This is a genomic window from Brasilonema octagenarum UFV-OR1 (genome assembly GCF_963888615.1).
GTDB lineage: Bacteria > Cyanobacteriota > Cyanobacteriia > Cyanobacteriales > Nostocaceae > Brasilonema > Brasilonema sennae.
In genome coordinates this window covers 26,011-49,098 of record NZ_CAWPKW010000154.1, presented here as the reverse complement: position 1 = coordinate 49,098, position 23,088 = coordinate 26,011, and the positions used below count along the sequence as shown (strand labels likewise).

The following is a 23,088-nucleotide window of genomic DNA, read 5'->3' as shown; positions in this document are numbered from 1 at the left end:
CTGGGGTATTTCCAGCAAAAGAACCTTGAAAACTGCATAGAAACGCGAAAAATGTCAGGTAGTTAACTGTTATTAACAGTTAAAACTCCAAGCAAAAAGCAATGATTGTTTGTAGTCAAGCAATGAAAGGCGAATGGTGGATACCTAGGCACACAGAGGCGAAGAAGGACGTGGTGACCGACGAAACGCTCCGGGGAGCTGGAAGCAAGCATAGATCCGGAGATGTCCGAATGGGGCAACCCCAAGAACTGCCTGTTGAATATATAGACAGGAAAGAGCCAACCCAGCGAATTGAAACATCTTAGTAGCTGGAGGAAGAGAAATCAAAAGAGATTCCCTAAGTAGTGGTGAGCGAAAGGGGAAAAGCCTAAACCAAAAAGCTTGCTTTTTGGGGTAGTGGGACAGCAACAAGGAATCCTTATGTTAGACGAAGCAGCGAAAAACTGTACCAGAGAAGGTGAGAGTCCTGTAGTCAAAAACAAAAAGATACTAGCTGTATCCCGAGTAGCATGGGGCACGTGAAATCCCATGTGAATCAGCGAGGACCATCTCGTAAGGCTAAATACTACTGTGTGACCGATAGCGAAACAGTACCGCGAGGGAAAGGTGAAAAGAACCCCAATGAGGGGAGTGAAATAGAACATGAAACCATTCGCCCACAAGCAGTGGAAGTCCGATTCAACGGATGACCGCGTGCCTGTTGAAGAATGAGCCGGCGAGTTAAAGGCACTGGTAGGTTAAGGTGAAAAACTGTAGCCAAAGCGAAAGCGAGTCTGAAGAGGGCGCGAATCAGTGTTTTTAGACCCGAACCCGGGTGATCTAACCATGTCCAGGATGAAGCTTGGGTAACACCAAGTGGAGGTCCGAACCGACCGATGTTGAAAAATCGGCGGATGAGGTGTGGTTAGGGGTGAAATGCCAATCGAACCCGGAGCTAGCTGGTTCTCCCCGAAATGTGTTGAGGCGCAGCGGTTGTGATTATAGTCTGGGGGTAAAGCACTGTTTCGGTGCGGGCGGCGAAAGCTGTACCAAATCGAGACAAACTCAGAATACCAGATGTACACACAACCAGTGAGACGGTGGGGGATAAGCTTCATCGTCAAGAGGGAAACAGCCCAGACCACCAGCTAAGGTCCCCAAATCATCGCTAAGTGGCAAAGGAGGTGGGAGTGCACAGACAACCAGGAGGTTTGCCTAGAAGCAGCCACCCTTAAAAGAGTGCGTAATAGCTCACTGGTCAAGCGCTCCTGCGCCGAAAATGAACGGGACTAAGCGATGTACCGAAGCTGTGGATTTTAGTAAAAAGTTATCAGTTATCAGTTATGAATGAACCAAAAGTTTGTAATAACTGTTAACTGGTAACTGATAACTGAACTGGTAGGGGAGCGTTCCGTATTAGGAAGAAGCACTAGCGGCGAGCAGGTGTGGACGAAACGGAAGTGAGAATGTCGGCTTGAGTAGCGAAAATATTGGTGAGAATCCAATACCCCGAAACCCCAAGGGTTCCAGAGCCAGGTTCGTCCACTCTGGGTTAGTCGGGACCTAAGGCGAGGCGGAAACGCGTAGTCGATGGACACAGGGTCAACAATCCCTGACTATTGAGTGGGAGCATTTGCAGTGCGCATGAAAGTAAGCTACGCCCTGACTGGATTGGGAGACTTCTACGGAGGTCGTGTAGTTATGTTAGTGCCAAGAAAAGCTGTGAATGTGATGAAAGCTCAGTACCCGTACCCGAAACCGACACAGGTGGGGGAGTAGAGAATACTAAGGGGAGCGAGATAACTCTCTCTAAGGAACTCGGCAAAATAGCCCCGTAACTTCGGAAGAAGGGGTGCCCACGTGAGTGGGTTGCAGTGAAGAGGCCCAGGCGACTGTTTACCAAAAACACAGGTCTCCGCCAACTCGTAAGAGGAAGTATGGGGGCTGACGCCTGCCCAGTGCCGGAAGGTTAAGGAAGCTGGTCAGCCGAAAGGTAAAGCTGGCGACCGAAGCCCCGGTGAACGGCGGCCGTAACTATAACGGTCCTAAGGTAGCGAAATTCCTTGTCGGGTAAGTTCCGACCCGCACGAAAGGCGTAACGATCTGGGCACTGTCTCGGAGAGAGACTCGGCGAAATAGGAGTGTCTGTGAAGATACGGACTACCTGCACCTGGACAGAAAGACCCTATGAAGCTTTACTGTAGCCTGGAATTGGGTCCGGGCTTGGCTTGCGCAGGATAGGTGGGAGGCATTGAAGCATTCCTTGTGGGGAGTGTGGAGCCAACAGTGAGATACCACTCTGGCGAAGCTAGGATTCTAACCCGTTTCCGTGATCCGGAAAGGAGACAATTTCAGGTGGGCAGTTTGACTGGGGCGGTCGCCTCCTAAAAGGTAACGGAGGCGCACAAAGGTTCCCTCAGCACGGTTGGAAATCGTGCTTTGAGTGTAAAGGCAATAAGGGAGCTTGACTGCAAGAGCAACAACTCGAGCAGGGTGGAAACACGGTCTTAGTGATCCGACGGCACAGAATGGAATGGCCGTCGCTCAACGGATAAAAGTTACTCTAGGGATAACAGGCTGATCTCCCCCAAGAGTCCACATCGACGGGGAGGTTTGGCACCTCGATGTCGGCTCATCGCAACCTGGGGCGGAAGTACGTCCCAAGGGTTGGGCTGTTCGCCCATTAAAGCGGTACGTGAGCTGGGTTCAGAACGTCGTGAGACAGTTCGGTCCATATCCGGTGCAGGCGTAAGAGTATTGAGAGGAGCCCTCCTTAGTACGAGAGGACCGGGAGGGACGCACCGCTGGTGTACCAGTTATCGTGCCAACGGTAAACGCTGGGTAGCCATGTGCGGAGCGGATAACCGCTGAAAGCATCTAAGTGGGAAGCCCACCTCAAGATGAGTACTCTCATGGCATTAGCCAGTAAGGTCACAGGCAGAACACCTGTTAATAGGTGGGAGGTGTACACGCAGTAATGTGTTCAGCCGACCCATGCTAATAGACCGAGGGCTTGACTTCAACAACAATTGCTAATCGCGTTTCTGTGCAGTCTTCAGGGTTTGAAAAAATTCAAAATCAACTAGATTTGAATTTTGAATTTCCCCCAAGGTTTTCCTGGTGTCAATGGCGCGGTGGAACCACTCTGATTCTATCCCGAACTCAGGTGTGAAACGCTGCAGCGGCGACGATAGTAGGTGGGTAGCTGTCTGCGACAATAGCTCGATGCCAGGATTTGATTTCAACTAACAACAAAAGGGTGTTGCGCTATATCGCAACACCCTTGTTGCTTTTCTTCAACGGTCACTATCGGTTTTTTACCAAAAAACTGGGTTTAAAGCTCCGTCCTTCTACGACGGCTTTAGTCAAAACTTGTTATAATCAAAATGCCGGGGTGAAACTCCTCTAACATCGTGAAACAGTTAAGACACATTTTGAGTTAGGAATTTTAGGGGTAACGAGCAGCGAGAACTCGATAAACAGCTAAGATTTTCAAGCGATTGTCGAAAATTAAAAAGTTTTTGGAGTAATCCGCGTACCGTGGGGCACACGGAAACGTATCCTGAAATGGATTACATGCCAAGGTGGTGTGGTAAGCCCACTATTAGCTAACATCGCCCTCCACGGAATAGAAAATATTCACCAATCTGTGCGAGACGCCGATGATATGGTAATAATTTTAAAACCCGAAGACAATGCAACAAAAATACTTGAAAAAACAAGCCAGTTTTTAGGAGCAAGAGGGTTAAAGGTAAGTGAGAAAAAGACAAAACTAACCGCAACGACAGATGGATTTAACTTCCTTGGGTGGCATTTTAGAGTGCAAAGCAACGGAAAATTTAGATGTACTCCCTGAGTGGATAACTATAAAAAGTTTCGTCAGAAGGTAAAAGCCATCGTTAATAGCTCAAATTATGGCGCTAAGGTAAAAGCTGCAAAGCTCGCACCAATAGTTAGAGGATGGAGAAACTACCACAAGTTCTGCAATATGGATTCCTCAAAATTCTCACTTTGCTTGTTAAATCACAGAACGTGGAAAGTGTTCAATAAAGAAACAAAGCAAACGGGAGAATCAACCAATAAACTGATTGAAATCGCATTTCCCAAGGTTTCTTACTCCGAAAATAAACACGTCAATTTTAAAGGAAATAAATCACCCTACGACGGCGACCTAACGTACTGGAGCGAACGCAATAGTAAGCTCTACGACGGAGAAACCTCTAAAGCTCTCAAAAAGCAAAACCATACATGTGGATATTGTGCATTAAAATGTACAAGTGAAGAACGAGTACATCTACACCATATAGACGGAAACCACAACAATTGGAAACCAAAAAATCTAGATGTTGTACTCGATGTCAGAAAATGTCAGGGTTAAAAGTATCAGTAAATGCAAGTGATCGCAAGATATAGCAACCGCCAAGGCGGTTTGATCAGAAACTAGAAGTAGTCCCTTTTTTTATCCTGTAGAGTGCGATACAAAGTAGTGTCAAGCCTCCTGCTTATCGCATTCTTATATGTCCAAAGCCTACAGTTACGACCTTCCTCAAAAGGTCATCCAATCTATCGAACTTGATGACTTACAGCGGTTTTCAGATGAATAGACCACAATGAGCGAACCAACCCCAAGCATCATCAGAGGAGATTTGCTTAGTAATAATCTGCGTTAAAGCGTGGGTTTTGTGCCTCAGTAGTTCTCGCTTTTACAGTACGTAAACACTGTTTGAGTTTTGACCAGCACAATTCAATTGGGGATAAATCCGGTGAATAAGGAGGCAAAAACACTACCCTTGCACCAACAGCTTCAATCACCTCTTGAATTACCGCAGCAGTGTGTACCGACAAATTATCCATCACTATAATGGCTCCCACCCACAACTGATACTAGATCCGGTTTTGAAACCCCCCAAAAAAGTGTATGGTGTAATCACAACAGAAAAGCGACTGATAATGATTGGTTAAAAAACCATGCCAAAGAAAGCACATCTAGAAAACCATTTGAGTGCCGACGAACTCAAGCGAGGCTACCTTCATGCATCTGAGCCTGTAGAATCTAGAAGGTGGCATTTGCTGTGGATGGTATGTAGTGGATGGACTATAAAGAAAGCAGCGCAGGCGATCGCTATCAACTATGACTATGCCAAAGAAATTGTGCATAAATACAATTCTCAAGGAGTGCTAGCGATTCAAAATCAAAAGAAAATGGTGCGTCGCCAGCGCGAAAATGCATTGTTAAATGCAGAGGTATTAGAAAAGCTAGGACAGGCGCTCAAAAACCGACCAACAGATGGTGGAATTTGGACAGGACCAAAAGTTGCCCGTTGGATTGAGCAGGAAACTGGAAGAGAGAAAGTATGGCCGCAACGGGGATGGGACTACCTAAAACGCTTAAGATATTCTCCACAAAGACCGCGACCAAAACATTATAAAGGAGATAAAAACGAACAGGAAGCCTTTAAAAAAAACTCAGTGTTAGAGTAGACGAACTACAACAGAAGTATCCAGATGCAAAAGTAGAAGTTTGGTCATTTGATGAACATAGATTAGGGCTAAAACCTATTCTGCGACGAGTATGGGCTCCTGTAGGAGAGAGACCGATAGCCGTTGTGCAGCATCGTTATGAGTGGCTATATTTATATGGTTTTGTACATCCAAAGACTGGAGATACTGAGTGGCATATTCTTCCCAGAGTAAATGTGGATTGGTTCAATATTTCTTTAGCTGAATTTGCTCGTTCTGTTGGTGCAGGACAAGAAAAAATTATAGTTCTTGTTATTGATCGAGCGGGATGGCATACGAGTGAAAAAGTGGTCATCCCCCAAGGAATTTATTTAGAACCATTGCCTCCTTACTCTCCAGAGTTACAACCAGCAGAGCGATTATGGACTCTTGCTGATGAGCCTTTAGTTAACGAGCATTTTGATAGTCTCGATCAATTGGAGCAAGCACTCAGTAAACGCTGTTGTGTTTTATCTGAAATGAAGTCAGAAATCTCTGCTCTTACTAACTATCACTGGTGGCCTTTTGTCAGCACTGGATAAAGGGGGTTTTTAACCCGGATTTGGTATGAGGTGCCAAAACCTCTTGGACGTAGGTTACAAATACGTTGGTGTTCACACTACCCGCAATACTCATGGTGGCAATAAGTCCATCCACACTCAGTGCCCCGATTAATGATATATTTTTTCCTCGATTTCTGGGGCAAGAGTCGTACAACCGCTCACCACGTGGTGCACGCCCATATAGCCGGGTCATTCCCAACTTTAGACCTGATTCATCTACAAATACCAAATTATGTGGATCAACGCTCAACACCCAATCCCGATACTCAAAGCGCATTTGTTCAACTCGTGGGCTGTCTTGCTCACTGGCATAAAGTGTTTTTTTTTAGTGCTTAACTCCAACCGTTGAACAGCACGATGCATGGTCGGTACGCTGACTTGAATCCCATTGTGTTTCGCCAAACGCTCACATAATTCTGACAATGTGGCATCCGGTTGTTGATCCACTAACTGCTGCACTGTTGGTAAGTCCTCAACCGTTATTTTGGCGTTAAGCGTTCGCGTAGCGTGCGCCTCTGGCGCTTAGCTCTCCGTTTGCGTAGCGCCCCTCTTAGGGGCTAGGAATCGCACCACCTGCATGAGGTTTCGGAGTCACTTGTCCTGTGTAACTATTGCGACATATCAAACGTTGAACAAACGATAAACTCACTTTGAATCGGTCGGCGAGTTGTCGAACCGACCCTTCTTTAGCATTATAAGCATCAATCACACGTTGGCGTACATCCGTTGAGTAAGGAGCAGGCATTTACTTATGAGTATTTTTACTGCCCCTCTATTTTACTATATTTGTAGTCTACTCAACTGAAAACCGCTGTAATGCACAGTCTCACCGGCATTGAAGAAAATTGGCTTCACTCGAAAAAAAAGATCTACGGCTACCGTGAGCGCGATGAAGGCAAACAGCAGGCGTTTGTAGAGCAGTTGTCCACACTACCCCCAGATAAAATTTTATACCTCGATGAGTCTGGGATGGATCACCGCTCTCAAGTATGATTATGGTTGGAATCAAAAAGGGCAGCGCTTTCATGCACTTAAATCAGGGCGACGTGAGGGGGGGTAAACATGATTGCAGAACTATGTAAGCAAAATTTAATAGCTCCCTTCGCTTTTGTTGGAGTGTGTAATCGAATACTGTTTGAAACCTGGCTGGAAACTTGTTTGCTTTCGACACTTGAACCCGGACAGGTTGTGGTAATCGATAATGCCAGACTTCATAGTAATTTGATATTATGTACATGTATAGGTGCAGAATATAGATCACTTTAAACCAAATTAGGGCTGGCAACTTCAGTGTATGCATAGTCACAACCTTTTATGCCAAGAATGAAGTGGATTAGATATTTTTATGTGTTTTTTGTGTGGATATATAGATATAATTCCGGATAACCGTTAAGACATAGTGAAGAATGATATATAGTGTAAAAATTGTGTAAACTGTAGTGCTTAAGTAGGTCAAGCTAAAAAAACTTAAAAGATAAATTCTGCGATCGCTTCGTTGCTACTTAGATAATATATATCAATTTTCCAGTGATATTTATTGAATTTGAAGATCGAATAAATATGAAGTGTTATATAATAATATAAATAAATCTAAAAATTTAGCTTATTTCTTGGTCTTAACAGAGGTTTCATTATTTCAATCTTATTTTATTTGTCAAGTTATTAAAGGATGAGCAATATGCGACTAAAAAGATGGGAATCTCCTCGGCAAGAAGGTAGAAATGACAAAGGTAGAGGGGGTTCTGCAAGGCAGAGACAACTTAAGAAACAACAGCAAATGCTTCGGAAAAGACTTAAAGAAGGCAGTAAACTCGAAAAAGACAATCAAGCAGATAGTAGAAAACAAGGAAAAAAGAAAAAGCAAAGACAGGGGGAAGAAAATTTAATCTTCCCCCTGATTTTTTCATTTCTTAGCAAAGACAACATAGTTTGTCACGGCAGGCTACATAAGGTGTCAAAGTTGAACGATAAATAAGACTCTATTAACTTGATCAAGTAAGAATTGCTCGATTTAGAGCAAAGAAAATGTATTTAAAATCACAGTTAGTTTTCGTGATTCAGTGTTAGCTCTTGTTTTTTTGATTGTCTGTGATTTTGCTGAGCAAATTTCAATATATGTACTCATCAAATCTTTCTTTTTTTAATAGAAAAAAATATAAAATCAATGTAATTTTGATATAAAGTTAATGTAAAGTTTCATAAAATATGCTTAAAGAAGTAGATTTTTAGAGTAAAGTAAAATACAGGCTAATGTAAATAAATTCATACCAGGGAAGTCGGCGATTTCTAGTAAAAGCTACTGCATCTCCATGTGTTAACTTTCGACTGTGTACTAAAAGTTGAAATGAGTCAGTCAAGTGAGATAGACTGATACACTTCAAAGTTTGGGATGGTCGTAAAGATGATTTGTTCTCTGTTAGACACAAGGAGTGACTTATGGTAGGAAGAGCTTTTCTACCGACTCAAAGAGTATTAGATTTTCCGATTACTGCCTTACGCTTAGATGATCAGATACGAACAATGTTGCGATGGGCGATCGCACATGAAAGTAAAACTGTATGTGTTGCAAACGTACATATGCTAATGGAGGCATATTGGAATCCAGACTTTGGTACTGTACTGAAGAATGCAGACCTCGTCACTCCTGACGGTATGCCTGTGGTGTGGATGATGAAACTTTTGGGGGTAAAATACCAAGACCGCGTAGCAGGAATCGATATTCTACAGGCATCGTGTGCGCTTGCTCAAGAATCGAATGTCAGTGTTTATTTTATGGGTTCTCAAACAGAGGTTCTTTCTCAGATGAGAGAAAGGTTAACTCAGGAATTTCCCAACCTGAATATTGCAGCGATGGAACCTTTGCCTTTTCGTCCCCTGACACCAACAGAAGATAAAGCACTTGTCGAAAGAATCAATTCCAGCGGTGCTGGTTTGGTGTTTGTCTGTTTAGGATGTCCCAAACAAGAAAATTGGATGGCGCAGCACAAGGACAGAATTCAAGCAGTCATGGTTGGGCTGGGTGGTGCTTTCCCAGTTTATGCAGGTCTCCATAAAAGAGCACCACGCATGGTGCGGGATTCTGGTTTGGAATGGCTTTATCGATGGATACAAGAACCCCGTCGCCTTTGCAAACGCTATACCAAGACTATTCCACCATTTCTTTGGTTGGCTTTTAAGCAACTATTGACTTCAACTTCGTTGATCAGTACACCATTCCATATTCGTGAACGATACTTAGGATGGAGAGATTAATAGATTGGTGAGTGTGGTGATATTAAAGTGATTCATTCTTTTCGATAACAAAGTTCATTGCTAGCAGACATTGTGACTGGGTAAGAAGAACTTAGTTATTATGTGATACTCACTGTTAATCCATAGCGAACGATTTATACAGTGGGTTTCAGAATACAACACAAAGTAGTACCAGGAGACTTTAGTCATAAAAATTTCCTGAGTGTTCTGTATCTTCTGCTCAGACACTTTTGCAGCCGTGCCCTTCGGGCATAGGGCTGTAGGACATACCCTGAAGTGGTGAGTGCCGACACTGCCATGATGAAGTAGGAAGCAATACCATTTTAAAAAATGTTTGCGACAGATACCCCACTGGCGAAGACGGCGCACCCTCACGCCCGTTGTGCCGACTAACGTGAGGGTTGGGGAGTGGCTTTGGCTTCATCTGTTGCATTCTTTTTTTTAACTGGTATAAGCACCCTACTTTATCGTCACGGGAGCTACAAATGTAAAAAATCAACCCATTGTTGATGGAATTTTGTAGCGATTTCGGTTGCCCAAAGTTAAGCTATGTATGTAAAACAGAGTTTTCGAGCAAAGTTTTAACTTGCGAAAACTGCTGTAATCAACAACAAACTAGGAAGATGCAAACTTTTTTAGTGACTGGTGGATTAGGTTTCATCGGTTCTAACTTCATCTTGAAAGCTAGAAAAAAACTTTGGGCTAATATTATCAATCTCGACAAACTGACCTACGCAAGCAATCCTCAAAATCTAGAAGATTTGCAGAATGATTCAGGATATCATTTTGTTCGTGGAGACATTGGTGATATTGAACTGATACCTCATGTTCTAAAGCAGTACCAACCAGACACCATTATCAACTTTGCCGCTGAGAGCCATGTTGATCGTTCAATTCTCAGTCCTCAGGATTTTATTCAAACAAACGTAGTAGGAACCTTCCAACTTCTAGAAGCTAGCAGAGCTTACTGGGAAAAATTATCCTTGCAAAAGCGAGAGCAGTTCCGTTTATTGCATGTGTCTACAGACGAAGTCTACGGCACATTGAGTCCAACAGATCCAGCATTTCGGGAAGACACTCCATATGCTCCTAATAGTCCCTATGCTGCATCAAAAGCAGGTTCTGACCATCTTGTCAGAGCTTACTATCACACCTATGGTCTCCCCACTTTAATCACCAACTGCTCCAATAACTATGGTCCACGCCAGTTTCCCGAAAAACTGATTCCTCTAATCATTCTCAATGCTTTAAACGGGAAACCTTTACCAATCTACGGTGATGGACAGAATATCAGAGATTGGTTGTATGTTGTGGATCATTGCGAAGCTCTTTACCTAGTTTTAAAAAATAGCTCTATTGGAGAGACTTATAACATTGGTGGTAATAATGAGCAAACAAACTTAGCAGTCGTTGAGAAAATTTGTGCAATCCTCGATGAATTAGCTCCCAAACCAGGTTTGTGTCACTCCTGTTTGATAACTTTTGTCAAAGACCGCCCAGGACACGACCGAAGATATGCAATTGATTGTAGTAAGATCAGCACAGAGTTGGGCTGGCAACCAAAGGAGGATTTTGAGAGTGGTTTGTTGAAAACAATTCAGTGGTATTTAAGCAATCTAACGTGGGTTGAGCAAGTGCAATCTGGTGCCTACCAAAGTTGGATTCAGGAGAACTACGGAGACAGAGAAACAGTTTTATCAACAAAAGCGAAATCCTGAAATACCTGAGGAGCAGTTAAGCATGAGGGGCATAATTTTAGCTGGCGGTTCTGGTACACGGTTGTATCCACTGACTCAAGTGGTCAGCAAACAACTGATGCCTGTCTACGATAAGCCAATGATTTACTACCCCTTGTCTACTCTCATGTTAGCTGGGATTCGTGAAATTCTCATCATCTCTACACCTGCTCACCTACCGCTGTTTCAACAACTTCTGCAGGATGGTAGCCAGTGGGGTCTTAAGTTTAGCTATGTTGAGCAACCAAAGCCTGAAGGAATAGCACAGGCATTCATCCTAGGTAAAGATTTTATCGGCAACAACCCCGTATGTCTGATTTTAGGTGATAATATCTTCTACGGACATGGTCTAGTTGATGTACTCACTCGTGCGGCTCAGTTGCGTGAGGGGGGACTGATTTTTGGTTATCGAGTCGCTGAACAAGAGCGATACGGAGTGGTTGAATTTGATGCAGCAGGTCAAGTCATGAGTTTAGAGGAAAAGCCAAAGTTTCCCAAGTCTAACTATGCTGTACCAGGTATTTACTTTTATGATGCTCAGGTTTGTGAAATTGCATCTCAACTTAAACCCTCAGCCCGGAATGAACTAGAAATCACTGATTTGAGCCAAGAGTATCTCCGCAGAGGGCAACTGAAAGTTGAAATTTTAGGTCGAGGCTACGCTTGGTTAGATACGGGTACTCATGAATCTCTTCATCAGGCTGCTAGCTTTATTCAAACCTTGGAACAACGGCAAGGCTTGAAAATAGCTTGTATTGAAGAAATTGCCTACTGCCAAGGATATATCGATGCAGACCAACTCTATCAGCTCGCTAAACCATTAGTGAAAAGCAGCTATGGGCGTTATCTAATGGATATGATCAATGATGATATCCGTACGACTCAAGGTAAAATCAGCTAATGACTTGCAAGAAGGAAGAACGCAGAAACTGAGAGGGTAGGACTGTGAAGGTTATACAGACCGAAATACCTGATGTATTAGTGATTTCACCACGAGTTTTTGAAGATGAGCGTGGCTTTTTTTACGAAAGTTACAATGAACGGGTTTGGCAACAGAAGGCTCATTTTGTAGAACACTTTGTACAAGACAATCACTCTCGTTCAGCTAAGAACGTATTACGCGGTCTGCATTATCAAATCAAGCAACCTCAAGGCAAATTGGTGAGAGTTGTAGTTGGTGAAGTATTTGATGTCGCTGTGGACTTGAGGATGAGTTCTAAATATTTCGGTCAATGGGTAGGGGTTCATCTGAGCGCCAAGGACAAGCAGCAACTATGGATACCAGCAGGTTTTGCTCACGGCTTCTTGGTGCTTTCAGAATATGCTGAGACGCTTTATAAAGCGACAGACTATTACGCACCTGAGTATGAGCGTAGTATTTTGTGGAATGATCCAGATTTAGCGATCGCCTGGCCCCTCAAAGAAGAACCCATTCTTTCTGCTAAAGATAAAGCAGGTCAACGACTGAAAGAGGCTGAAGTGTTTGCATGACTAGAATACTCTTAACAGGAAGCACAGGTCAAGTTGGTTGGGAACTACAGCGAACTTTGATGACTCTTGGAGAAGTAATTGCTGTGGGACGTGAAATCTCCTCCTGTGGTCTACTCATGGATCTTTCTCAACCGGACACCATTCGTCATGTGATTCGTGAAGTTCAGCCTGACTTAATTGTAAATCCAGCTGCATACACTGCTGTGGATAAGGCAGAGTCAGAACCGGAATTAGCAATGGCTGTCAATGGAACTGCACCAGGTGTCATTGCAGAAGCAGCCAAACAGTTGGGAGCAGGAGTGATTCATTATTCTACAGATTACGTGTTCAACGGTCATCAAGCGACACCATACACAGAGCAAGACGAACCTGAGCCGCAAAATATCTACGGAAAAACAAAACTCGCTGGTGAAAAGGCAATTCAAGCTGTTGGTGTGCCTCATTTGATTCTAAGAACAAGTTGGGTATATGGCTTAAGAGGTAAAAACTTTTTGCTCACGATGCTAAAATTAGCACGAGAACGTGAAGAGTTAAGAGTTGTAGATGATCAAGTGGGAGCACCAACTTGGAGCCGAATGATTGCTGAATCTACAGCACAAATTCTCTCTCAAGGAACACAGGATTTAATTGGTTTTTTGAACAATAATAGTGGAATATATCATCTGAGTGCTAGTGGTCAGACAAGTTGGTATGGCTTTGCAAAAGCGATTTTTGAATTTGACTCCAAACGCAGTGAGCACAAGCTAAAGAACTTGCTAGCAATCCCTTCAGAGCAATATCCAACGCCAGCAACTCGACCAGCTTATTCGTCGTTAGATACTCACAAAATCTCTCGTACATTTGGGTTAGCTTTACCTAGCTGGCAAAGAAATTTAGAGTTGGTGCTTGGTTCGTAGGTTTTTAAGAAATTTGATAATTAGCGCTATTGCCTGTTCTACATTGCTGTTCGAGAACTACCAGAAATTTTATGCAAAATGTATTGTAAAGATTAGATGAAGACGTAAAAAAGATACAAATACTTCCTGATATTAGGGTGTGTGTAAAGAAGTAATAAGAGGAATAACAACAGTGTTTTCTCTGAATTTTCAAATCATTCTTTTGGCTGCAACCACGCATTGTTTCGATTAATGCAATATACAGGTAAGTAGATGAACACAAAAGAACTCACAATCGAGGCAGGTCGGGCAGAGAAACAGTACTGGAAAGACCTGTGGACATACCGGGAACTGTTCTACTTTCTTGCATGGCGTGACATTTTAGTGCGCTACAAGCAAACGGCGATCGGACTCGCTTGGGCACTAATCCGACCGTTTTTGACAATGGTTGTGTTCACAGTTGTATTTGGCAATATAGCTAAGCTTCCATCTGAGGGTGATGCACCTTACCCAATTTTGGTATATTCAGCGCTGTTGCCTTGGCAGTTTTTTTCTGGTGCGCTGACTGAGTGCAGCAACAGCTTAATTAATAACGCCAACCTGGTTTCCAAAGTCTACTTTCCCCGGTTGATTGTGCCGACGAGTGCAGTGATTGTCAGCTTCGTGGACTTTTTGGTTTCTGGGATGATTTTACTGGCACTGATGGCATGGTATAACTTTGTGCCAGACTGGCGCATTCTAACTCTGCCAATATTTATTTTGATTGCGTTTGCAGCGTCAATTGGAGCAGGGTTGTGGTTAGCAGCATTGAACGTGAAGTATCGAGATTTTCGCTTCATTGTGCCGTTTATTGTTCAGTTTGGGCTTTATGTTTCACCTGTGGGGTTTAGCAGCAAGGTTATTGCTCAACGGTTTTCTGAACAGTTGCTGCTGCTGTATTCGCTCAACCCAATGGTAGGGGTGATCGACGGTTTCCGCTGGGCGATTTTGGGCGGAGAATCGCAGATATATTTACCAGGGTTTGCGCTATCTGTTGCTTTTGTGGTGGTGCTGCTGTGGAGCGGAATCTGGTATTTCCGCAAAACGGAACGCAAGTTTGCTGACGTAATTTAGCGAGGAGTGGATAAGGTGTCGGATACAGCCATTAGAGTTGAAAATCTCAGTAAAAAGTACGTTCTCAGTCACCAGCAGACAGGAGGAAGTGGTAGCTATAATTCTTTGCGTGACAAGATCACAGATGGGACAAAGTCTCTTGGTAAGAAATTACTGAAACCTGCTCACAAGACATCTAAGCCTACCCGTGAAGAGTTTTGGGCGTTGAAGGATGTTTCGTTTGAAATCAAGCAGGGCGACAGGGTTGGTATCATAAGTCGCAACGATGCAGGAAAATCGACTTTATTGAAGATTTTAAGCCGGATTGTGGAGCCGACCAATGGAAAGATATCGATTAAAGGACGGATAGCAAGTCTGTTGGAAGTAGGCACAGGTTTTCACCCAGAGTTAACCGGTCGAGAGAATGTCTTTCTCAATGGCGCAATTCTGGGCATGAGCAAGGAGGACATTAAACGCAACTTTGATCAGATTGTGGCGTTTGCAGAAGTAGAAAAATTTTTGGATACGCCAGTGAAACGGTATTCATCAGGTATGTATGTGCGTTTGGCATTTGCTGTTGCTGCTCATTTAGAGCCAGAGGTTTTGATCCTAGATGAAGTGTTAGCAGTAGGAGATAGCGAGTTTCGGAAAAAATGTATGCAAAAAATGAGAGATATCTCGGAGAAAGAAGGTAGAACAGTTCTATTTGTTAGCCACGACTTGGGTGCAATAAAAACATATTGTAATAAGGGAATAATGCTTCAGCGTGGTCAACTTTACAGTGAAGGAGACATTGATAATGTTACAAGCGCTTATTTATCAGCAGCTAAAACTTCAAATTTCCGATCAGTAATGCGCTCAAATTGCGGCAGATTTGAACTAAAACGTCCTTTCTGGGTAAATGATAAAGGTGAAGAGGTTTATGAGTATGCATGGGGAGAAAGCTATAGATTAAGGTTTGAATTCCATTTTTTTGAGAAGGTAAGTAGAATCAACCCTGGTTTCTTTTTAGTAGATGATGAAGGTAGAAAAGTCTTCACTTCACATCTCCTAGATGATCAACAGTTCAAATTTACAAAGCCTTTATCAGGAAAAGTAATAATTGATACGGATTTTAATATGCCATCATTGGCTCCTGGTGAGTATCAAATTGTTTTTGGTATTAGGAATGAGTCTGAACATGATGCTATCTTCTTTGATGATGAGTTGATACCGTTAAAAATTGTCTATTTAGAACCACCTAAAAACGGTACAGGGGGAATGCTTTGGCATACAAGTAAGTGGTTATTGGTAGATGAAAATTTGACGGTATCCTTTTAAAGGATTTTTTATTTTCTCTATTTAAATAAAGGAAGTGTAAAATATGTACATTTATTTATAATTGACACACAAATGGCAAATCCGAAACTATGGTTATTAATGATATGAATAAAAATCTAGCAAAAATTAGGGCAATAATTCAAAAAAAACGTCAATTTTTTATATGCTGGTTGTTTGAAAAATATCCTGTGTTTGTGATTAAAATACTCTATTTACTTAACAAGCGCCACCTGGTTAGGATCTGGGATCCTTGGATTTTGAAAAATAGTGACGAATATATATTATTTAGCTTAGCTAGTTTAGCATTTTATGAACCATTTTGGTCAGAGGGAATAATTCTACAGTATGTTTCCAAAGACTTGAAGAGATGGTCCTTGAAGGATTACGCTTTGAAGCCAGATAAGTGTGAATGGCGAAATGGTAGGATGTTAGCTGGTTCTTGCGTTCAGGAAAATGATAAGTTTTATCTATTCTACTCTGCATCGCCTAAAGCTCCAAATCTGCTAATGGAAACTATTGGTCTTGCTGTTTCACAAGATTGCTATAATTGGCAAAGGCATAAAAGTTCTGAAGTTTTAATAGTTCCAGATAATAATATTTACGGAAGTTGTACAACTTTTGGTTGCCTTCTTGAGCATCGTCAGTGTCGAGATCCATATATCTTTAAATGTCATCTTACTAACCAGTACTATCTCATTTTTTCAGCCGTAGTTTCCAAGGATCATCCACTTTATCGTGGTTGTGTAGGTCTTGCAGTATCTCAATCTATCGAAGGACCTTATAAATTACTTCAACCATTGCTCTATCCTCAACTTAATGAACTTGATGAAGGCATTTTTTATGAACTTGAAAGACCTCAAATAATATTTAAAGATGGAAAATACTATCTTTTCTTCTCTGCATGGATGCATACTATAAACCCAAAAGCAATAAACTACTACAACCATCTAGATTTAAGTGATTCATGCATTTATTGTTATACTTGTGACACAATTGAAGGCTCTTTTATGCGTTCCTCAGAATTTATTTTTGTGCCTGGTAGTGAAAAAACTGGTTTATACGGAACAAATTTTATTCAAGATGAAGAAGGCAGATGGTTTGCTTATGGATGGTATCCAGAATCTTTTACATATGAAGTAAGTAGCAAATTTCCAGTTATTTGGGATATGGAAGTTCCCAGAATTATAGTATCTGGTGAAAATTAGTTAGTATTTGTGAATGTCTATCCAATAATTATTATGATGCAGTTAAAACCATTCCAAAAATTAGAATATCCTCAAATTTATCCTGTACCTGAAGAAGTTCACAGACCGTTCTGGTCTATAATGATTCCCACTTACAATTGCGCTAATTATCTTGCTCAAACTCTTGAGAGTGTTTTATCTCAAGATTTAGGACCAGAGCATATGCAAATTGAGGTCATCGATGATTGCTCAACCAAAGATGACCCAGAAGCAGTGGTTAGAGAAATTGGTAAAGGACGAGTATCTTTCTATCGTCAACCTCAAAATGTAGGTGCAATTCGTAATTTCAACACCTGTATTCAGCGTAGTTTAGGTCAATTTGTCCACATACTGCATGGTGATGATTTCGTTGCACCAAATTTTTACTCATCCTACGAAAGTCTCATACAATCGCATCCGGATGTAACCTTAATTATTAGCCCAGCAATTTTTGTAAATGAAAAAAATGAGCAGATCCGCATTGAGCCGCTACTCTCCAATATAGACGGAGTTGTAGTAGACTTCCTAAAAATAGAGGCTGTGAGAAACGTAATTCAAACACCTGCTGCGGTTGTACCTCGTAAAGTCTATGAGCAGATTGGTGGCTTCTATGAACCACGTTACCATACTGCTGATTGGGAAATGTGGTTTAGAGCAGGTATGTATGGCAAGGTGGTAACTCTAGATAGGCAAGTCGCTTATTATCGGATTCATTCAGGAAGTGATACGAGTCGTCTAATCCTCACTGGTAACAATATTCAAGAGTGCAAGCATGCAATTGATATGTGTATGCGTCAGTTGCCAGAGAAACTTCGAGAGGAACTTAATGATAATAAATATTCCGACATTACAGAGCTAGCTCGTTTCTTACACTTAGATTTAGCAAATAAAAAATTGTGGAAAAGTAGTTTAATTCATGCAGGCTGGAGCCTAAGGCTGGAGCCTAGTAAATCTTCTCTTAAAGTTTATTTAATTGCCTTAGCTCGATATGTGTTATACGGAGCTTTAAATTTTGATATGAAATTCCTCAAACTTAAACAAAATATATCTGATGCTAACTAAATGAGTTTAAACAACATATTCATGCTCTCTACACTACGGTCTCTACAGTACAGTTAGCTCAAGCATTGCGTTACAGAAAACATATTGGAGGAGTAATATGGTTTTCGCTCCAGCTCTAACACTTTCAACCACGACCTCAATCACTTCTGAGAATAACCGTCTTTGTCTGATTTCTGGCTCAGCCAATCTCCCACTATCTCAGGAAGTGGCTCAATATCTTGGCATGGAACTGACTCCTACAGTCTGTAAACGGTTTGCTGATGGAGAGATTTATATCCAAATTATGGAATCAATCCGAGGTTGCGACGTATATCTGATTCAACCCACTAGTCGTCCAGTCAACGATCATCTTATGGAATTGATGATCATGATTGATGCCTGTCGTCGCGCCTCTGCAAGGCAAATCACAGCAGTGTTGCCCTACTCTGGGTACGCCAGAGCAGATCGTAAGACAGCTGGACGGGAATCGATTACGGCTAAACTAGTAGCAAACCTAATCACCAAAGCGGGTGCTGATCGCGTTCTGGCGATGGATCTGCACTCTGCTCAAGTTCAAGGCTTCTTCGACGTTCCACTAGATCATGTCTACGGCTCTCCTATCCTGCTAGATTATCTGCAAAGCAAGCAACTTTCTGATATCGTTGTCGTTTCTCCTGATGTGGGCGGAGTAGGGCGGGCACGAGCATTCGCCAAGCAACTCAACGATGCACCGCTTGCCATTGTCGATAAGCGTCGCCAGGTACACAATGTTGCTGAAGTTATGAATCTCATTGGTGAGGTGCAAGGTAAAACGGCTGTTCTTGTGGACGACATGATAGACACAGCAGGTACTATAACTGAAGCGGCAAAACTACTTCGCAAGGAAGGTGCACGGCAAGTTTATGCTTGTGCAACCCATGCAGTCTTTTCACCTCCTGCCCATGAACGTCTATCAAGCGGTTACTTTGAAGAAGTTATCGTTACAAATACCATTCCCCTTGTGCAGGAGAACCGCTTTCCACAATTGACAGTCTTATCTGTCGCTAATCTCATCGGTGAGACAATATTCCGCATTCACAAAGAAAGTTCTGTTAGCAGTATGTTTCACAATTAAATTACAAATTTTCATACATACACTCAGTTTCACTGACTAAAACTGTCAAGAAAAAAAGAAAAAAAACCTTGCATTTTTCGTTGAAGATCCTAAAAATATCGGTTAAATTCCCATGAAAAAGACAGTTTACTCATTCGACGTATTTGAGACATCTCTAGTTCGGATTTGGGCAAAACCAACAGACTTATTTTGGGAATTGGGAGAACAACTAAGGCAACAAAAACTAATCGAGATATCAGCAGACACTTGGCAGCAGATGCGGATAAAAGCAGAAAGCGCAGCAAGAGTTGCATCGAAAACCGGAGAAGTGACTGTAGAACAAATCTACCAACAATTAGCTGGTTTTTTGAGTTGGTCAACAACTCAAGCGCAACAAGCTATGCACAAAGAAATTGCATTAGAGTTGGCTTCTTTGCGTCCGGTACCCGCCATTCAAAAAAGAATACAAGCATTACAGCAAGCAAATGAGCGGGTCATCTACATATCTGATATGTATTTATCTGAGGAAACGATTCGGACTTTCCTCAAAGAAAATAATGTCTGGACACCAGGTAGCCGTTTGTATGTCTCATCCGAAGTAGGTGTCAGCAAGGCAAATGGTAAATTATTTCAACATTGTCTAGCAAAGGAGTCAGTCAAAGCTTCCCAGTTAAATCATATTGGAGACAACTTACACTCTGATGTGAAAATGGCAAAAAAACAGGGGGTTAGAGTTGAGCCTATCTCTCAAACCCACCTAAATCGATACGAACAAATTATTGCAAATGACTCCCAGCTACCTTTGCCCTTCCGCTCACAGCTAGCTGGAATGAGTAGACTTACTCGGTTACATTCAAAAGAAACTAGTCCAAACAAGCAAATTATCTGGGATACAACAGCCAACGTGATTGCGCCGATGTTGTTTGGCTACGTTTACTGGTGCTTGGTGTCAGCCAAAAAAAGAGGAATTAAAAGACTTTACTTTGTTGCCAGGGATGGACAAATTCTCCACAAAATTGCTCAGGAGATTTGTCGAAATTGGGGATATGAAATTGATTGTCGCTATTTGTATGGTTCGCGGCAAGCTTGGCATGCACCTTCATTGATGCAAGTTGGTGAAGACGAATACACATGGATATTTAATGATACAACTTTTTTGTCAGTGCATTCGGTGTGTGAGCGGGTGAACATCACGCCAGAGCAAATTGAAGATGTGCTGGCACGGTTTGGCTTTGCGAAATTCAAGTGGAATCATAATCTCAGTCGTCAGGAACGTAACCAACTCAAGCTAGCGTTTCGTGAACCGGAGGTAGTGGAGTTGATTGTGGCGACTGCTACTAGCTATCGTGAACAGGCAATTGGTTATTTCCGTCAGGAACAGATTGGTGATGGTTTGCCTTTTGCAGTTGTTGATATTGGTTGGACTGGGCGATCGCTGGGTTCTTTTAGCAAAGTATTAAAAAGTGCGGGATTATATCCAGAATCAGGTATGCATGGATTTTACTTTGCTCTAGAAAAACGAGTGAAAGCATTTGCTAGCGACCAGTTACTCACTTATTTTTATGATGGAGACAAACCCGTTGGCGATCGCGATCGCATTTGCCAATACAGATGCCTATTCGAGTTGTTTGTCGCCGCAGATCATGGTGGCACAGCCAGATATGAACAACAGGGCGATCAATATACTCCCGTTCTGCGTTATCAAAAAAATCAAGCCGCAATCAACTGGGGACTGTATGTCCTTCAAAATGCCGCTGTTGAATTTGCCAAGCAGTTGACAACCAATTTGAGTGAGCAAGACTGTCCAGTCGAATTATTTATCAGGGCAACTAATGTGTTAATCGAAGAATTTGTTCAAAATCCTTCTTTCCAGGAAGCAAAAGTATTTGGTTCTTTCTTGATGGCTGAAGATCAAGGTGAAAATAAACTTTATGAGCTGGCACCTGCTTACAGTTTGATTGATTGTTTTAGGTTGATACTTCGTGGTAAACAGCCTCATCAGAACGTTTGGTTCCCAGCATCATTTGCAAGAAGTTATCCGATTTTCAGAATATTTATGAATGAAAGAACAATGAACATGACTCATCATCTTAGGGTCATTGGGGGTAAGTTAAGACGCGGCATTTTACTCAAGCGACTCAGTGAGCCTGCTTAATTCTGGCTCCACACCTCAGTACTACTTGAATAGACCTCTCCAAAAATCGATTTTTAGTGCAAGCGCCGTAAAGGTTTCATAGCCATTTTTGAGAGGTCTAATAGACATAAACACTAAGCCTGTAGTTATTTGATACAAAAAGCTAGTCGGTGAAACCTTCATGCCAAGCCACCTAAATCGATACGAACAACTGATTGCACATGACTCCCAGCTACCTTTGCAATTTCGCTCGCAGCTAGCTGGTGCTACTAAACTTACCCGCTTGCATTCAAAAGAAACTAGCTCAGACAAGCAAATTATCTGGGATACAACAGCCAACGTGATTGCGCCAATTTTGTTTGGCTTCGTTTACTGGTGCTTGGTGTCAGCCAAAAAAAGAGGAATTGAAAGACTCTACTTTGTTGCTAGAGATGGGCAGATTCTCCACAAGATTGCACAAGTGATTTGTCAGAACTGGGGGTACGATATCGATTGTCGCTACCTGTATGGCTCGCGGCAAGCTTGGCACGCCCCTTCATTGATGGAGATTGGTGAAGCCGAACTGGGTTGGATTTTAGATAGCACGACGTTTTTATCGGTTCATTCGGTTTGTGAGCGGGTGAACCTGACACCACAGCAAATCGAAGATGTTTTGATTCGGTTTGAGTTTCCTCCATCCAAGTGGAATCTTAATCTTAGTCGTCAAGAACGCAGCCAACTTGAGCAAGCTTTTCGCGATCCACAGGTAATAGAACTGATTCTCTCGACATCTGCTGTCTATCGTGAGAAGGCAATTGGTTATTTCCGTCAGGAAAAATTAGGCGATGGTTTACCTTTTGCCATTGTTGATATCGGCTGGCTTGGACGCGCCCAGCGTTCCTTCAGTCAATTATTGAAAAGCGCTGGACTCTATCCAGAATCGGGAGTTCATGGGTTTTACTTTGCTCTAGAAAAGCAGGCAAAAGCGCTCGGAAGCGATCATTTATTAGCATTCTATAATGTAGAAAAACCAGATCGCCACCATATTTCTAAGTACAGACACTTATTCGAGCTTTTGGTTGCCGCAGATCATGGTGGCACAATGAGATATGAACAATCTGATAATCAGTATGTCCCCATCCTGCGTTATCAGAAAAATGAAAAAGCAATCAACTGGGGGCTATATGTCCTTCAAAATGCTGGTGTTGAGTTTGCACAGCAGCTTACAACAAATCTGAGTGATAGCAATTGTGCAACAGATCAGTTTCTCAGAGCTAGTGATCTATTAATAGAATCTTTTGTTTATGATCCTTCTCCTATAGAGGCAAAAGTATTCGGTTCCTTTTTAATTGCTGACGATCAGGGCGAAAAAGTACTCTATGAACTAGCACCTGCTTACAATTTTGTTAATTGTTTGAAACTGCTGAGTTTTGGTAGTCAACCATTCAAGGGTGTTTGGTTTCCAGCTTCACTTGCCAGAAGTCATCCTCTTTTTAGAATAGTCCTTAATCCAAACATACTTAATGCCACTCATAATCTAAGGGTCATAGTAGGCAGGCTAAAGCGTAGTATAAGAGCGAAAACAGAGACTGAACCGGCCTCGCGCCTAGTGGACACTTGACATGAACATAAATAGTCATTGTGACCATTGCAAATACAGGCTAAAAAAAATTTTTTATGAACCAACTTATTTAGGAATTTGAAATTCAAAAAACAGGTGTGATGACGTTGCCAAAAGACTCTCCCCTGAGTCAGTGTATCAGCCGTTTGTAGCTCGAATGCATCAGCATCTGTATCAACCAACTATTGAA

The 23,088-nt window shown here is 42.2% G+C and carries 18 protein-coding genes, 2 rRNA genes and 3 pseudogenes; 19 read left to right on the top strand and 4 right to left on the bottom strand.

The annotated features are described in order from the left end of the window. The first annotated feature begins 113 nt into the window (after positions 1 to 113). The 3 genes and pseudogenes from AC5590_RS10545 (at position 114) to AC5590_RS10535 (ending at position 4,357) form a co-directional block, all read left to right on the top strand. Positions 114 to 3,000, top strand: a 23S ribosomal RNA gene (locus tag AC5590_RS10545). Between the two features lie 95 nt (positions 3,001 to 3,095). After that, positions 3,096 to 3,213: ribosomal RNA gene (gene rrf, locus AC5590_RS10540) — 5S ribosomal RNA — on the top strand. Between the two features lie 295 nt (positions 3,214 to 3,508). Then, a pseudogene (locus AC5590_RS10535) lies at positions 3,509 to 4,357 on the top strand (reverse transcriptase domain-containing protein). A 272-nt stretch (positions 4,358 to 4,629) separates the two neighbouring features. On the opposite strand, the gene AC5590_RS10530 reads toward AC5590_RS10535, so the two are convergent. Beyond that, positions 4,630 to 4,851 (bottom strand): transposase, encoded by a 222-nt coding sequence (locus AC5590_RS10530; RefSeq protein WP_211178323.1) that lies wholly within the window; start codon positions 4,849 to 4,851, stop codon positions 4,630 to 4,632. 96 nt (positions 4,852 to 4,947) lie between these two features. On the opposite strand from AC5590_RS10530, the gene AC5590_RS10525 reads away from it, so the two are divergent. Beyond that, on the top strand, positions 4,948 to 5,460 hold the full coding sequence (locus AC5590_RS10525; protein ID WP_169263836.1) for a helix-turn-helix domain-containing protein: 513 nt from the start codon (positions 4,948 to 4,950) through the stop codon (positions 5,458 to 5,460). A 20-nt stretch (positions 5,461 to 5,480) separates the two neighbouring features. Continuing rightward, positions 5,481 to 6,020: pseudogene (locus AC5590_RS10520) on the top strand (IS630 family transposase); the annotation flags it as partial. On the opposite strand, the gene AC5590_RS10515 reads toward AC5590_RS10520, so the two are convergent. From AC5590_RS10515 to AC5590_RS10505, 3 genes are all read right to left on the bottom strand, one after another. After that, positions 6,007 to 6,318 (bottom strand): transposase, encoded by a 312-nt coding sequence (locus tag AC5590_RS10515; protein ID WP_169263835.1) that lies wholly within the window; start codon positions 6,316 to 6,318, stop codon positions 6,007 to 6,009. The pseudogene AC5590_RS10520 and the gene AC5590_RS10515 sit on opposite strands and share 14 nt — an antisense overlap. Further along, positions 6,288 to 6,500 (bottom strand): hypothetical protein, encoded by a 213-nt coding sequence (locus AC5590_RS10510; RefSeq protein WP_211178322.1) that lies wholly within the window; start codon positions 6,498 to 6,500, stop codon positions 6,288 to 6,290. The genes AC5590_RS10515 and AC5590_RS10510 overlap by 31 nt, the downstream gene beginning before the upstream one ends. A 91-nt stretch (positions 6,501 to 6,591) precedes the next feature. Then, positions 6,592 to 6,786: a hypothetical protein gene (locus AC5590_RS10505; protein ID WP_211178321.1), complete on the bottom strand. Its 195-nt coding sequence runs from the start codon at positions 6,784 to 6,786 to the stop codon at positions 6,592 to 6,594. A gap of 75 nt (positions 6,787 to 6,861) precedes the next feature. Between AC5590_RS10505 and AC5590_RS10500 the strand changes: the two are divergent. From AC5590_RS10500 to AC5590_RS10435, 14 genes and pseudogenes are all read left to right on the top strand, one after another. After that, a pseudogene (locus tag AC5590_RS10500) lies at positions 6,862 to 7,256 on the top strand (transposase); the annotation flags it as partial. Between the two features lie 454 nt (positions 7,257 to 7,710). Then, a complete protein-coding gene (locus tag AC5590_RS10495; protein ID WP_248277171.1) occupies positions 7,711 to 8,016 on the top strand; it encodes a hypothetical protein in 306 nt (101 codons plus the stop codon). Positions 8,017 to 8,477: 461 nt separating this feature from the next. Continuing rightward, positions 8,478 to 9,293: a WecB/TagA/CpsF family glycosyltransferase gene (locus tag AC5590_RS10490; RefSeq protein ID WP_169263832.1), complete on the top strand. Its 816-nt coding sequence runs from the start codon at positions 8,478 to 8,480 to the stop codon at positions 9,291 to 9,293. Positions 9,294 to 9,916: 623 nt separating this feature from the next. Then, the gene (rfbB, locus tag AC5590_RS10485) at positions 9,917 to 11,011 is read left to right on the top strand and encodes a dTDP-glucose 4,6-dehydratase (protein WP_169263831.1); all 1,095 of its coding nucleotides are present in this window, start codon (positions 9,917 to 9,919) and stop codon (positions 11,009 to 11,011) included. Positions 11,012 to 11,033: 22 nt separating this feature from the next. After that, positions 11,034 to 11,930: a glucose-1-phosphate thymidylyltransferase RfbA gene (gene rfbA, locus AC5590_RS10480; RefSeq protein WP_169263830.1), complete on the top strand. Its 897-nt coding sequence runs from the start codon at positions 11,034 to 11,036 to the stop codon at positions 11,928 to 11,930. Positions 11,931 to 11,974: 44 nt separating this feature from the next. After that, complete coding sequence (gene rfbC / locus AC5590_RS10475) at positions 11,975 to 12,520, top strand: dTDP-4-dehydrorhamnose 3,5-epimerase (RefSeq protein ID WP_169263829.1); 546 nt, start codon at positions 11,975 to 11,977, stop codon at positions 12,518 to 12,520. Further along, complete coding sequence (rfbD, locus tag AC5590_RS10470) at positions 12,517 to 13,416, top strand: dTDP-4-dehydrorhamnose reductase (RefSeq protein ID WP_169263828.1); 900 nt, start codon at positions 12,517 to 12,519, stop codon at positions 13,414 to 13,416. The genes rfbC and rfbD overlap by 4 nt, the downstream gene beginning before the upstream one ends. A gap of 252 nt (positions 13,417 to 13,668) precedes the next feature. Further along, positions 13,669 to 14,508, top strand: coding sequence for an ABC transporter permease (locus AC5590_RS10465; protein ID WP_169263827.1), 840 nt, complete (start codon positions 13,669 to 13,671; stop codon positions 14,506 to 14,508). Positions 14,509 to 14,523: 15 nt separating this feature from the next. Continuing rightward, positions 14,524 to 15,807, top strand: a complete 1,284-nt coding sequence (locus tag AC5590_RS10460) for an ATP-binding cassette domain-containing protein (RefSeq protein ID WP_169263826.1) — start codon at positions 14,524 to 14,526, stop codon at positions 15,805 to 15,807. 89 nt (positions 15,808 to 15,896) lie between these two features. Then, on the top strand, positions 15,897 to 17,012 hold the full coding sequence (locus tag AC5590_RS10455) for a glycoside hydrolase family protein (protein WP_169263825.1): 1,116 nt from the start codon (positions 15,897 to 15,899) through the stop codon (positions 17,010 to 17,012). 33 nt (positions 17,013 to 17,045) lie between these two features. Next, complete coding sequence (locus AC5590_RS10450) at positions 17,046 to 18,092, top strand: glycosyltransferase (RefSeq protein WP_248277170.1); 1,047 nt, start codon at positions 17,046 to 17,048, stop codon at positions 18,090 to 18,092. A 97-nt stretch (positions 18,093 to 18,189) separates the two neighbouring features. Beyond that, entirely contained in the window at positions 18,190 to 19,185 is a 996-nt protein-coding gene (locus AC5590_RS10445; RefSeq protein WP_169263824.1) for a ribose-phosphate pyrophosphokinase, read from the top strand. A 112-nt stretch (positions 19,186 to 19,297) separates the two neighbouring features. Further along, positions 19,298 to 21,319 carry an HAD family hydrolase gene (locus tag AC5590_RS10440; protein ID WP_169263823.1) on the top strand — a complete coding sequence of 674 codons (2,022 nt, stop codon included), beginning with the start codon at positions 19,298 to 19,300 and terminating at the stop codon, positions 21,317 to 21,319. A 160-nt stretch (positions 21,320 to 21,479) separates the two neighbouring features. Beyond that, positions 21,480 to 22,898, top strand: a complete 1,419-nt coding sequence (locus AC5590_RS10435; protein ID WP_169263822.1) for a hypothetical protein — start codon at positions 21,480 to 21,482, stop codon at positions 22,896 to 22,898. The last annotated feature ends 190 nt before the right edge of the window (positions 22,899 to 23,088 follow it).

Excerpts from the sequence above, each read along its gene's own strand:
- AC5590_RS10450 (WP_248277170.1), top strand. The coding sequence starts at position 17,046 with ATGATGCAGTTAAAACCATTCCAAAAATTAGAATATCCTCAAATTTAT.
- rfbA (WP_169263830.1), top strand. The coding sequence starts at position 11,034 with ATGAGGGGCATAATTTTAGCTGGCGGTTCTGGTACACGGTTGTATCCA.
- rfbB (WP_169263831.1), top strand. The coding sequence starts at position 9,917 with ATGCAAACTTTTTTAGTGACTGGTGGATTAGGTTTCATCGGTTCTAAC.
- AC5590_RS10435 (WP_169263822.1), top strand. The coding sequence starts at position 21,480 with ATGCCAAGCCACCTAAATCGATACGAACAACTGATTGCACATGACTCC.
- AC5590_RS10445 (WP_169263824.1), top strand. The coding sequence starts at position 18,190 with ATGGTTTTCGCTCCAGCTCTAACACTTTCAACCACGACCTCAATCACT.
- AC5590_RS10515 (WP_169263835.1), bottom strand. The coding sequence starts at position 6,318 with ATGCGCTTTGAGTATCGGGATTGGGTGTTGAGCGTTGATCCACATAAT.
- AC5590_RS10465 (WP_169263827.1), top strand. The coding sequence starts at position 13,669 with ATGAACACAAAAGAACTCACAATCGAGGCAGGTCGGGCAGAGAAACAG.
- rfbD (WP_169263828.1), top strand. The coding sequence starts at position 12,517 with ATGACTAGAATACTCTTAACAGGAAGCACAGGTCAAGTTGGTTGGGAA.
- AC5590_RS10490 (WP_169263832.1), top strand. The coding sequence starts at position 8,478 with ATGGTAGGAAGAGCTTTTCTACCGACTCAAAGAGTATTAGATTTTCCG.
- AC5590_RS10495 (WP_248277171.1), top strand. The coding sequence starts at position 7,711 with ATGAGCAATATGCGACTAAAAAGATGGGAATCTCCTCGGCAAGAAGGT.
- AC5590_RS10505 (WP_211178321.1), bottom strand. The coding sequence starts at position 6,786 with ATGCCTGCTCCTTACTCAACGGATGTACGCCAACGTGTGATTGATGCT.
- AC5590_RS10440 (WP_169263823.1), top strand. The coding sequence starts at position 19,298 with ATGAAAAAGACAGTTTACTCATTCGACGTATTTGAGACATCTCTAGTT.
- AC5590_RS10455 (WP_169263825.1), top strand. The coding sequence starts at position 15,897 with ATGGTTATTAATGATATGAATAAAAATCTAGCAAAAATTAGGGCAATA.
- AC5590_RS10525 (WP_169263836.1), top strand. The coding sequence starts at position 4,948 with ATGCCAAAGAAAGCACATCTAGAAAACCATTTGAGTGCCGACGAACTC.